Source organism: Streptomyces sp. cf386, from assembly GCF_900103585.1.
Lineage (GTDB): Bacteria > Actinomycetota > Actinomycetes > Streptomycetales > Streptomycetaceae > Streptomyces.
Map to the genome: position 1 here is coordinate 1 of NZ_FNHV01000042.1, position 11777 is coordinate 11777.

An 11777-nucleotide genomic window follows, 5' to 3' on the forward strand; every position below is an offset into this window, starting at 1 on the left:
GCGGGCTTCTGAGGGATGGAGGGCTTCGACGGCAGCTCCGGCTTTGCCGGGAGTGCGGGCTTGGCGGGAAGCACAGGCTTCGCCGGAAGCTCCGGCTTGGCCGGAAGCGCGGGCTTGGCCGGGAGCGCGGGCTTGGCCGGGAGCGCAGGCTTTTCAGGGAGAGCGGGCTTCGCCGGGAGTGCCGGCTTGGCGGGAAGCTCAGGCTTGGCCGGAAGTGCGGGCTTGGCGGGCAGCTCAGGCTTCTCGGGGAGTGCCGGCTTGACCGGCAACGCGGGTTTGACGGGAAGCGCGGGCTTGGCCGGCAGTTCAGGCTTCGCCGGGAGTACGGGCTTGACCGGCAACGCCGGCTTGACCGGGTGTACGGGCTTGACCGGTAGCACAGGCTTCTCGGGAAGTGCCGGCTTGACGGGCAGCTCAGGCTTGACCGGCAACGCGGGCTTGACCGGGTGCACGGGCTTGGCGGGAAGCACCGGCTTCTCGGGAAGTGCGGGTTTGATCGGCAGCTCAGGCTTGACCGGGTAAACCGGCTTGACCGGGTGGTCGGGCTTGATCGGGTAGGCCGGCTTCACCGGGTGTTCCGGCTTGACGGGGTGTTCCGGCTTCACCGGATGCCCCGGATAGACCGGCTTCGCCCCATGCCCAGGGTGGGCGGGCTTCGCCGGATACGGCGGGTGCGGGGTCGTGTGGTCCTGTGCGTTGGCGGCGCTCGCGCTCGCCAGGGCGGCTGCGGCGAGCGCGGCCGCCATGGCCGGCGCCAGAACAGATCGCCATTTCGGCGATGTCGTCATTGCTTCCACTCTCCTCGACTTGGTTCAGGGCCTCGTGACGGCTGGTCAGCACCAAGAGCCGGACAGTGAAATGAATAGGAAATAGGCTGATATGAATAACGTTGCGACGGTCATAAGCCACCGGATGGTGTAGTGCTCGGGGTCACCGATTGGCCCGGGTGGTGGCAAGGCGGCAGGGGTAGTTGCGCTACATGCGTACGCGGCGGGCCCACGCATCCGACGGACCATCAGGTCGACCGCCGGCCCGACCCGTCAGGGGTTCAGCGCGTCGATCAGCGCCTTGGTGACGTCGTCCGTCGTGGCCGTGCCGCCGACATCGCGAGTGAGGACGCCCGCGGCAGTCGTCGCCTCGATCGCCCCGTGCAGCCGGGCGGCCTGCTCGGGCAGCCCGAAGTGCTCCAGCATCAGCGCCGCACTGCCCACCGCACCGATCGGGTTGGCCAGCCCCTGGCCCGCGATGTCCGGCGCGGACCCGTGGACCGGCTCGAACATGCTCGGGAAACGGCGCTCGGGGTTGAGGTTGGCGCTGGCCGCCAGGCCCAGACTGCCCGCCAGCGCACTGCCGAGGTCGGAGAGGATGTCGGCGTTGAGGTTCGAGGCGACGACGACCGAGAGGTCCTCCGGGCGCAGCACGAACCTCGCGGACATCGCGTCCACCAGGACGCTCTCCGTCTCCACGTCCGGGTACTCGGCGGCGACCCGCTTGAAGACGTCGTCCCACAGGACCATGCCGTACTGCTGGGCATTGCTCTTGGTGACCGAAGAGACCTTGCGGCGGGCACGGGTGCGCGCCAGGTCGAAGGCGAAGCGCATGATCCGCTCGCAGCCGACCTCGGTGAACAGGGCGGATTGGACCGCGACTTCACCGCCCGGCCCGCGACCGCCGAAATTACGCCCGCCGAGACCCGCGTACTCGCCCTCGCTGTTCTCCCGCACCACGACCCAGTCCAGCTCGGTGTCGTCCGCCTTGCGCAACGGGCTCCGAACACCCGGCAGGAAGTGCACAGGGCGGACGTTGGCCCACTGGTCGAAGTTCTGGCAGATCTTCAGACGCAGGCCCCACAGGCTGATGTGGTCGGGCACGGTGGGCCAGCCGACCGCGCCGAAGTAGAGGGCGTCGAAGGCCTTCAGGCGCTCCAGGCCGTCGTCGTCCATCATCCTGCCGGTGCGCTCGTAGAACCCGCAGCCCCAGGGGAACTCCTCCCAGTCGAAGGCGAACGCGCCCTCGGTGCCGCGGCAATCCTCGGCCAGGGCGTCCAGCACCGCGCGTCCCGCGGCGACGACTTCCTTGCCCACGCCGTCCGCGGGGATGGCGGCGATACGGAACGTGCGGGGTGCTGTCATGGGTGCCTCCGGTGGGCTGCGGCGGGGTTGATCCGAGTCAACACACGGCCGTCACCGCCCGTCCAAGACCTGCTTTCGATACGACCCATAGGTGCGGTCGATAGGTGCGGTCGATAGGTGCGGTCGGTGGGTGTGGTCGATAGGTGTGGCCGCTCGATGTACCCATCTGCCCGCCTTGTCTGCCCTGCCCGCCCTGCCCGCACTATCCGCCTTCAGGGCTCAAGTGCCCGGCGTCGGGCCAGTGACCTGGTGAGCGTGAGGAAGGCGCGGGCGCCCGGGGTCAGATGTGCGGGCAGGCTGACCATCGTCACATGGAGGTGGGCGGTCGGTTCGATGGGGGCCACCACGGCGCCGCAGCGCCGGGCCAGCCGGGTCCAGGCGGACGGCAGGACGGCGACGCCGACCCCGGTGAGGACCAGCGGCAGGATGGAGGTGCGGTGGTCGACGACCGTCACGATCTGTGTGCCGGTGCCGCCCGCGGTGACGTCGTCGACGATGCTGCGCATCAGGCTGCCGGTGCGCGAGGCGATGAGCTTCTGCCCGGCCAGCTCCTCGGGGCGGATCGTCACCCCGTCCTCGATCGGCCCGCCGGGCGCGGTGACGACCACGAACGGCTGGTCCTCGACGTGCAGGACGTCCAGCCCGGACGGATGCACGGGACTCGCCGAGCCCAGCAGGCCCAGTTCGCAGGCGCCGCCGCGGACGAGGGACACGACCTCGTCCGGAGTGAAGGCTGCCTGCGTGCTCACCGTGACGGACGGGTGCAGCTCGGCGAACCGGTGGATGAGGGTGGTGAGCGGTTCGATGCCGGGGGAGGGCATGGTGGCCACCTCGACGGTGCCGCCGCGCAGCCCGGAGAGGGCGGCCGCGGTGTCCCGCACGGCGGCCAGGTCGCGCAGCACCCGGCGGCTGGGCTCCAGCAGCTCCGCGCCCGCCTCGCTGAGCACGACGCCCCGGCCCACCCGGTGGAAGAGGGCCACCCCCAGGTCGGCCTCCAGGTTGGCCATCGCCTGGGAGAGCGAGGGCTGTGCCACATGCAGTGCGGCGGCGGCCTTGCTGAAACCGCCGTGTTCGACGATGGCGAGGAAGTACTCCAACTGCCGGGCGTCCAAGGTGCCTCCCCGTCGTCGTGCGGTGCTGGACCGCTGCGTCGCCATCGCCGGATGGCGACAGGGGGCAACCTATCCGCCGGCCCGTCGGCCCGTCGGCCACATGCCTCCCCGTCACCTGGGGGTTCGCGCACCGGAAGGGGAGTAAGCAGACGGCATCGCGGCACGCCGGTCCGCCTCCGCCCCCTTCTCCGTCCCAGCCCTCTTCTCCGCCTCCGCCTCTACCTCCGTCTCCGGTACCGACGACGGGTCGCCCGCCTCTCCGGCCAGTACCGCCCGTGCCCGCGCCAGATCCAGGCCGTTCTCCCAGCGCGCGACGAACAACGTGGCCACCGCGTTGCCGAAGAAGTTCACCAGCGCCCGGCACTCCGACATGAACTTGTCGATGCCGAAGACGAGCATGATGCCCGCCGCGGGGACATGGCCCACCGTGGAGAGCGTCGCGGTGAGGGCGATGAAGCCACCGCCGGCGACTCCCGCGGCACCCTTCGAGGTGAGCAACATGACGGCGAGCAGGCCGAGTTGCTGAGTGACGGACAGGGGTGTGTCGGTGGCCTGGGCGATGTACAGCGTGGCCAACGACAGATAGATCGCCGCGCCGTCGAGGTTGAAGCTGTAGCCGGTCGGCACGACCAGCCCGACCGTGGACCGCTCGACGCCCATGAACTGCATCTTGCGCATCAGCCCCGGCAGCGCGGGCTCGGCGGTGGAGGTGCCCAGGATCAGGAAGAACTCCTCCTTGAAGTAGCGGAAGAGCCGGAAGATGTTCAGCCGTACGTACACGGCGAGAACACCGCCCAGCACCACCACGACGAACAGGGCGGAGGTGACGTAGAAGAGCAGGATCAGCGAGCCGAGGCTGGTCAGGGTCGACAGGCCGAACTTCCCGATGGCGTACGACATCGCGCCGAAGGCGCCCAGCGGCGCGGCCTTCATCACGAAGGACAGCACCTTGAAAACGACCTCGGTCAGCCGGCCCACGCTCGCGATGATCGGCTCGCCCGCCTTCCCCACCATCTTCAGGGCGATGCCGAAGACCACGGCCAGGAAGATCACTTGGAGAATGTCGCCCTCGACGAAGGGGCCGACGACGCTGTTCGGCACGATGCCGGTGAGGAACTCCCACCAGTGCTGGTGCTGGCCCCTCTCGATGTACTGGCCCGCGTCGCCCGAGGTGTCGAGCGTGGACGGATCGGCGTGCACGCCGTCGCCTAGCCGGAAGAGGTTGATCGCCACGAGACCGGTGAGCAGGGCGACGATGGTGCCGATCTGGAAGTAGGTCAGCGCCTTGATACCGGTGCGGCCGACCTTCTTCAGGTCCGTGACTCCGGCTATGCCGCCGATGACGGTCAGAAACACGATCGGGCCGATCAGCATCTTCATCGCGGTGATGAACGTCGTGCCGATCGGCTCCATGGAGGTTGCCAGATCAGGCCACCGCCAGCCCAGCACGATGCCGATCACGATCGCCGCCAGCACGTGGACGTACAACTGCCGGTACCACGGTTTCGCCACGGCTCGTTCCTGGCCCGGGGTATGCGTCATTGCAGCCTCCCTGATCGCGCGACACCGAGCCCGATCGGCACGCGCCGACTTTGGGCGACAGTGAACCGGGCCAGGGAAAGGGGGTCCACGACCAAAAATCGATGCCCCGTATAGGCGGGGCCTATAGCGGCGCCGGCGATCGTCTCGGCCCTGGTCGTGGTGGCCTACCTGATCGTCCTCTTCCGGTTCATGGCCCCCACGGCGGCCGCACTCGCCACGCCGCTGCGCATGCGGGAGGTCTACGTCGACGAGCAGAACATCTTCGAGCGGGTCCCGCTGCTGCGCCGGCGCCGGGTCCCGCTTCATGCACCCCACGCCCGGTGTCGGTCACGACAACCAGGTCTTCCGTCGCTCCCACGGAAGCGTCGTCATCGGTGCCGACAGCCGCGCCGCCCTGGACGACCTGCTCCACTCCGAGCAGGTCGCGGGACGCGTCGCCGACCAGCACACGGTCCTGACGGCCGTGCACGCCTCCACGATGGAGCGAACCGTGCCGGTCATCCGCGTGTGACGTCCTCCCGCCTCGACGCGGGCGACTGCGCTCAGAAGGCGCCGGGCGTGCGGCCGAGGGTGTTGTCCGGGTCGCCGGGGTCGGCGCCCTTGACCTGCCCGAAGTAGAGCTCGACCTGGGAGCGGAAGCGTTCGACGGCGTCGCGGTCGGACATGAACCTCGCGAAGGCCTTGGGGTCGGTGTTCCGGTACGACGCCAGGGACTTGAGGCCTGCCGGGGGAGCGACGTCCTTGCGGACGGACCAGGTCCAGGTGGCGATGGCGTTCTTCTGGACGGTCTGCGAGTTGAGCCAGCTCATGAAGAGCTTGGCGCCGGCCTGGTGCGGGGCCTCCTTGAAGATGGCGCCGCGCTGGGCCCAGGAGTTGAAGCGCTCGGTGTCGGAGAAGACCTGGGTGCCGTTCGGACGCGCGTCGCCGCCTACGGCGATCGAGGCGAGGTAGTCGCCGCTCGCCACGCCTGCGGCGGAGCCGGGGACGCCGCGGATCAGCTTGGGGTTCTGCGCGGCCAGTTCGGCCAGGTAGTCCCAGCCGTACTCGTCGACGATCTGCTGGTAGCCGAAGAGCACGGCGTCGTCGTCGTTCGGGTAGGTCAGGATCAGCTTGTTCTTGAACTCCGGCTTGAGCAGGTCCGTGCCCTTGAAGTCGCCCGCCTTCGCCGGGAGTTGCTTGGTGTTGACCAGGTAGGAGAAGGCGCCGTAGAAGACGCCGGTGTAGTAGCCGTCCTTGTCCTTGGCGTTGGTGAACACCTTGTCCCAGCCGACCGGCCTGTACTTGAGCAGGTCGCCGTGCTTCTTCCAGCGGTCGAAGTCCTGGGTGGTCTGCAGGATGGCGGCGTCGGCGACGAGCTTGCCGGTGGCGAGCTGGTTGTCGATGCGGGCGTCGTGGTACTTGCTCAGGTCGGTGACCAGGTTGAGCTTCATGTCCGGGAACTGCTGGGTGAAGGCCTTGGCCAGTGAGTCCCACTGTCCCGGCGCGTCTCCGCCCATGTAGACGGTGACCTTCCCGCCCTCGGCCTTGGCCGCCCGGTGGAGCGCCGCCAGCTGATCCTGCTCGCTCGCGGCGGCAGTCCGGTCGGTCCGGTCGGACTGGGCCGACCGGGGCGTTTGGGCGATCGCGGTGGTGGCCACCGCTGCGAGCACCACGCCCGTCGCGACGGCCGCACCGAGCTTGTACTTCTGGCTGAACTTCATGGCGATGTGCTGCCTTTCCTGGGCTCTCTCCTGAGCCCGCGAAACGTTTGATACTTCAAACGAACCCTCGCAGGCACGCTACATCGCTTGGATTGAAACTTCAAACATTCGGATTGAAGCTTCAAACAGGACCTCGGTAGGCTGCGCCCATGTCCACGACGCCGCGCTGGCTCACCGCCGAGGAACAACGGGCCTGGCTGGCCTACATCGACTTCTCCACCCTGCTGAGCGATCACCTGAACCGGCAGCTCCGGCGGGACGCGGGACTGACCCACGCCGACTACACCCTGCTGAGCCACCTCTCCTCGGTCCCCGACCGCACCCTCGGCATGTCCGAGCTGGCCCACCGGCTGAAGATCACCCGCAGTCGCCTCACCCACGCCGTGACCCGCCTCCAGCAGGCCGGCCACGTGGACCGCCGAGAGGACCCCGCCAACCGCCGCAACCAGCTCGCCACCCTCACCGACCAGGGGCAGGAACTGCTGGAGCGGACGGCCCCGGGCCATGCCGACGCCGTGCGTCGCGCGGTGTTCGACGTGCTGACCCCCGACCAGGTCCGCCAGCTCACCGAGATCGGCGAGGCGATCGGCACCGCACTGCAGCGCGCCGACGACGGCACCGAGGCCGAACCGGAGGTGCTGCCCTGGCGCCGGCGGTAGCGCGCCCCGCAGCGCCCGCCCGGACCGCCCGCCTGCTCCTCCCGCCCGCGCGGCCCTCGGCGTCAGCCCTCAGCGGCTGCGGCGTTCGGCCCCCAGGCGGGCGTAGTACTCGATGAGGTCCGGCGCGTCCACCGCCGCGGCATTGACGACCTGCTCGGCGGGCGCGCCCTGGAGGAGGCGCTTGACCGGGACCTCGAGCTTCTTGCCGGTGCGGGTGTGCGGGATGGCCGGCACTTCGAGGATCTCGTCGGGGACGTGCCGCGGTGAGGCGCCGGTGCGGATGGCGTCGCGGATCCGGTCGCGCAGGGCGTCGTCGAGACCAGCCTCGGCCGCCAGGACCACGAACAGCGGCATCCAGTAGCCGCCGTCCGGCTCCTCCGCGCCGATGACCAGCGCCTCGGCGATCTCGGGGAGCCGTTCGACGACGTCGTGGATGTCGGCGCTGCCCAGCCGTACGCCGTTGCGGTTGAGGGTGGAGTCCGAGCGGCCGTGCACGATCACCGAGCCATGGCCCGTGACCGTGATCCAGTCGCCGTGCCGCCACACGTCCGGGTACGCCGAGAAGTAGGCCTCGCGATAGCGGTTGCCGTCGGGGTCGTTCCAGAAGCTCAGCGGCATGGACGGCATCGGGCGGGTGACGACCAGCTCGCCGACCCGGTCGACGACCGGGAAGCCCTCGGCGTCGTACGCGGCCAGGGCCACGCCCAGGTGGGGTGCAGACAGCTCGCCCGCCCACACCGGGGTCGTGGGAGCGCTGCCGGCGAAGCCCGAGACGATGTCGGTGCCGCCGCTGATGGAGGCGAGCAGGACGCCCGCGCCGACGCGGTCGCGGACCCAGGGGTAGGCGGAGGCGGGCAGTGCGGAGCCGGTGCAGCCGACGACGCGGATCGACGACAGGTCGTGCACGGACGGGTCGATGCCGAACTTGGCCATGCCCAGCAGGTATTGAGGGCTGGTGCCGAAGACCGTGACGCGGTGCCGGGCGGCCAGTTCCCACAGCGCGTCGGGGTGGCTGAGCGGGGCCGGGCTGCCGTCGTAGGTGCAGGTCGTAGCGCCGGTCAGGAGGGTCGAGGCGACAAGGTTCCACATCATCCAGTGCGTGGTGGTGTACCACAGGAGGCGGTCGCCGGGGCCGAGGTCGGAGTGCAGGCCCAGGGTCTTCAGGTGTTCCAGCAGGACGCCGCCGTGGCCGTGCACGATGCCCTTGGGCAGGCCGGTGGTGCCGGAGGAGAAGACGACCCAGAGCGGGTGGTCGAACGGCACGGCGGTACAGGCGAGTTCCTCCGTGCGGGTGGACGCGTCCTCCCAGGGCACGACCAGCGACGGGTATGCCCTCGACGGCCACGGCAGGCCCACGTGGTCCACCAGCACGGTCGCCTTCAACGTCGGCAGCGCGTGGGCCAGTTCGAGGGCGGCGTCGCGGCGGTCGTGGGTGGTGTCGTTGAAGAGGTAGCCGTCCGCGGCGATCAGGACGGTGGGTTCGAGCTGGGCGAAGCGGTCGGCGGCGGCCTTGGGGGCGTAGTCCTGGCCGCACACCGACCACACCGCGCCCAGGCTCGCGGAGGCGAGGAAGGCGACGATCGCGTGCGGGGTGTTGGGCAGATAGCCGACGACCCGGTCGCCGGGTCCCACCCCCAGGTCGCGCAGGGTGGCGGCGACGGAGGCGACCTGTGCGCGCAGCCGGTTCCCGGTCACCTCGTATCCGGCGCCGGTCTCGTCGAGGGCGACGATCGCCGCCTCGTCGTCCGCGAGGTTGCGCAGCGCGTGGTGGGTGTAGTTGAGCGTGGTGCCGGGGAACCAGCGGGCGCCGGGCATCCGCTCCTCGGCCAGCACCCGCTCGTACGGCGCCTCGGCGTCGACATCGAAGTACTCCCACACCGCACCCCAGAAGCCCTCCAGATCGGTCACCGACCAGCGGTGCAGGGCGGCGTAGTCGGCACCGGCCTCGACGCCCCGGTGCCGGGCCGCCCAGCGGGCGAAGTCCACGATGCGGCTGGCGTCCGCCGCCTCCGGATCAGGCGTGAAGAAGGGGGCCGGGTTCGGGGTGTTCATCGCGTGGTGCTCCTCAACAGGCTTTTCTCAACGGTCCGTTGGGAAGGGATGGTGCTTCGGGTGGTGTGCAGCAGGGACGCCCAGCCGGCCGTGCCCGTGAACGCGCCGCCGCCCGCCGGGACGACGTCCATCACGACCCGGTCCGGTCGCAGCAGCGCGGCGTCCGCCCGGCCCTCGCGCAGCCAGTCGGCGAGGCGGCCGTCGTCACCGAGGCCGGCCACGGGGAGGATCCGGGCGCCGAGGCCGTCGGCGATCGCGCGCAGGGAGGGGGAGAGCGGTACGGCGGTCAGGACGGCGAAGGAGTCGCCGAGCAGGTCGTCGAGTCGGGCGCGTCGCCCGTCGGTGCTCACCCAGGGCTGCGGGCAGAAGCGGCCCACGAGGTCGCCGCCTCTTCCGACGCGGCGACGGACGAGCGGCCCGGCGGTCAGTCCCGGACTGAGGTCGCGGGCGACCGCCGTACTCAGTCCGGGCACCCGGACGGCCGCGCCCAGGAGCCCGCGCCGGACGGCGGCGGCGCCGTCCTGGCCGCCGGTCATGGCCCAGCCCATGGCGACCGCGAGCCGGATCACATGGCGGGCGTGCGGCCGGCGCTCACTCTCGTACGTCTCCAACAACCGTTCCTCCGCGCCCTGTTGGAGGACGCGGGCGAGCTTCCAGGTGAGGTTGTAGGCGTCACGCAGCCCCGCGCACAGGCCCTGCCCGATGAACGGCGGGGTGAGGTGGGCCGCGTCGCCGAGGAGGAAGACGCGTCCCCGCTGCCACCGGTCGGCGATCCGTGCCCGGAAGGTGTACTGCGCCTTGCGCACCACCTCGAAGTCGGCGCCGTACGTGAGCTCCACCCACGGGGCGACCAGCTCCCGCAGCCGATCGAGATCCGGCTCCGCGTCGTCGTACAGCCGGAACTCCCAGCGGTAGCGGTCCTCGCCGATCCGCATGAAGGTGGCCGGGCGCCGCGGATCGCAGATCTGCTCGACGCCTTCCCAGCAGCGGACCGGGAGGGTGGTGCGCACGTCGATGACGGTCCAGCGCTCCTCGAAGCGCAGGTCCTCCCAGGTGGCGCCGATGGCATCGCGGGTGAGGCTGCCCGCGCCGTCGCAGCCGAGGACGGCGTCGGCCCGCAGCAGGTGCTCACCCGCGTCGTCGCGGTAGGCCACCCGGACCGGACCGTCACCGCCCTGCTCGACGCCGACGACCTCAACCCCGCCGCGCAGCTCGCACTCCGGGGCGCGGGCCAGGGCGTCGCGCAGCACCCGCTCCAGCTCGGGCTGGTCGAACATGCTGGTCTGCGGAAAGCCGTGCGCTCCCTGCGCGGCGCGCGGGAACTCGGCCAGCACCCGGTGCCGGGCGTCCAGCAGCCGCAGTCCCCGTGCTGAGCGGGCGATCGCGGCGAACTCCTCCTGGACCCCGGCCGCCTGGAGGATACGGCGGACCTCGTCGTCGGTGGCGACGGCGCGGGGGAGGGGATAGACGTCGTGGTGGCGTTCGAGGACGACGGTCCTCACCCCACGTCGGGCGAGCAGGAGGGCGGCGGTCACGCCCACGGGCCCGGCTCCGACGATTACCACGGGTACGTCGGCCGAGGTGTGCTCGACGGTCATGTGCGGCTCGTTTCGGGTCAGTTCGCGTCGGTCACGGGGGTGCGCTGCTCGCCGAGGTCGATGCGCCCGTCCGGCGTGGCGATGGTGGCGGTCATCGCATCGCCGTGCCGCAGGTAGTGCGGGTTCTTCGCCTGGCTCTTGAAGAACGCCTTCCACTTCACGGCGGGCGGCAGCAGCGCGCCGATCTTCTCGACGGCCTTGGGCGGGGCCTTCAGGGCCGTGCCGCCGGGGGTGCCGGTCAACAGCAGGTCGCCGGGGTCGAGGGTCTGGAACCGGGCCAGCAGGGTCAGCGCCTGGGCCGGGCGGACGATCATGTCGGCGAGGGTGCGGTCCTGGCGCAGGTCGCCGTTGACGCTCAACCTCAGCCGCAGGTCCAGGAGATGGGCGAAGTCCTCCGGCTCCAGCAGGGCCAGGTGGGGCCCGGTGGGCGTGAAGGTGGGGTACGACTTGCTCTCGTAGAACTGCGTCCTGGTCAGCTGCACGTCGCGGGCGCTGATGTCGTTGGTGATGACGAGCCCGGCCACGTACGAGGGCAGGTCCCGCTCCTCGACGACGGTGCCGATGGGCAGCGGCGCCCCCATGACCAGGCCGAGCTCGATCTCGTAGTCGAGGAACTTCACGTGCGGGGGCCGGGCGACGGCCTCGCCGGGGCCGCTGACCGAGCCGGACGCCTTGCGGAAGAAGGCGGGCGGGATGTCGCCGGTGAAGCCCGAATCGCGGGCGTGGCTGCGGTAGTTGACCATCTGGGCGACCACCCGGCAGGGCGTGGTCACCGGGGAGAGAGCCACCAGGTCGGCGACCGGAGTGCCCGCCTCACCCGAAAGGGCCGCCTCTCGCACGGCGGCGCGGTCGGCCAGCAGGTCGGCGGTGGTCGCCGCCTTGGTGTCGACGGGGACGGCGCGGTCGCCGAGGACCACCCACCAGCCGTCGGCGGTGCGCAGGACGTTCGTACTCATCTCAGTGCCTTCATCTCGGGGGAGGG

Annotated in this window: 9 protein-coding genes and 1 pseudogene; 2 read left to right on the top strand and 8 right to left on the bottom strand. The window is 70.6% G+C overall.

Annotated elements, in window-relative coordinates:
- The 4 genes and pseudogenes from BLU79_RS48720 to dctA form a co-directional block, all read right to left on the bottom strand.
- Positions 1-788, bottom strand: a pseudogene (locus tag BLU79_RS48720) (hypothetical protein); the annotation flags it as partial.
- Between the two features lie 252 nt (positions 789-1040).
- A complete protein-coding gene (locus BLU79_RS46595; protein WP_093912140.1) occupies positions 1041-2132 on the bottom strand; it encodes a tartrate dehydrogenase in 1092 nt (363 codons plus the stop codon).
- A 212-nt stretch (positions 2133-2344) separates the two neighbouring features.
- Complete coding sequence (locus BLU79_RS46600; RefSeq protein ID WP_093912141.1) at positions 2345-3244, bottom strand: LysR family transcriptional regulator; 900 nt, start codon at positions 3242-3244, stop codon at positions 2345-2347.
- Between the two features lie 111 nt (positions 3245-3355).
- Positions 3356-4786 carry a C4-dicarboxylate transporter DctA gene (gene dctA / locus BLU79_RS46605; protein WP_093912142.1) on the bottom strand — a complete coding sequence of 477 codons (1431 nt, stop codon included), beginning with the start codon at positions 4784-4786 and terminating at the stop codon, positions 3356-3358.
- A gap of 304 nt (positions 4787-5090) precedes the next feature.
- Here dctA and BLU79_RS46610 point away from each other — a divergent pair, with 304 nt between their 5' ends.
- Complete coding sequence (locus BLU79_RS46610) at positions 5091-5297, top strand: hypothetical protein (protein WP_093912143.1); 207 nt, start codon at positions 5091-5093, stop codon at positions 5295-5297.
- A 31-nt stretch (positions 5298-5328) separates the two neighbouring features.
- Here the strand turns inward: BLU79_RS46610 and BLU79_RS46615 are convergent, their stop codons facing one another.
- Positions 5329-6486, bottom strand: a complete 1158-nt coding sequence (locus tag BLU79_RS46615; RefSeq protein WP_093912144.1) for an ABC transporter substrate-binding protein — start codon at positions 6484-6486, stop codon at positions 5329-5331.
- Between the two features lie 149 nt (positions 6487-6635).
- On the opposite strand from BLU79_RS46615, the gene BLU79_RS46620 reads away from it, so the two are divergent.
- Positions 6636-7145: a MarR family winged helix-turn-helix transcriptional regulator gene (locus tag BLU79_RS46620; RefSeq protein ID WP_093912145.1), complete on the top strand. Its 510-nt coding sequence runs from the start codon at positions 6636-6638 to the stop codon at positions 7143-7145.
- Positions 7146-7214: 69 nt separating this feature from the next.
- On the opposite strand, the gene BLU79_RS46625 is transcribed toward BLU79_RS46620, so the two are convergent.
- The 3 genes from BLU79_RS46625 to BLU79_RS46635 are packed head-to-tail and all read right to left on the bottom strand — an operon-like array spanning position 7215 to position 11751.
- Positions 7215-9197, bottom strand: coding sequence for an acetoacetate--CoA ligase (locus tag BLU79_RS46625; RefSeq protein ID WP_093912146.1), 1983 nt, complete (start codon positions 9195-9197; stop codon positions 7215-7217).
- Positions 9194-10795 (bottom strand): bifunctional 3-(3-hydroxy-phenyl)propionate/3-hydroxycinnamic acid hydroxylase MhpA, encoded by a 1602-nt coding sequence (locus tag BLU79_RS46630; protein WP_093912147.1) that lies wholly within the window; start codon positions 10793-10795, stop codon positions 9194-9196. The genes BLU79_RS46625 and BLU79_RS46630 overlap by 4 nt, the downstream gene beginning before the upstream one ends.
- Before the next feature lie 17 nt (positions 10796-10812).
- Positions 10813-11751, bottom strand: a complete 939-nt coding sequence (locus tag BLU79_RS46635) for a fumarylacetoacetate hydrolase family protein (RefSeq protein WP_093912148.1) — start codon at positions 11749-11751, stop codon at positions 10813-10815.
- Between the last annotated feature and the right edge of the window lie 26 nt (positions 11752-11777).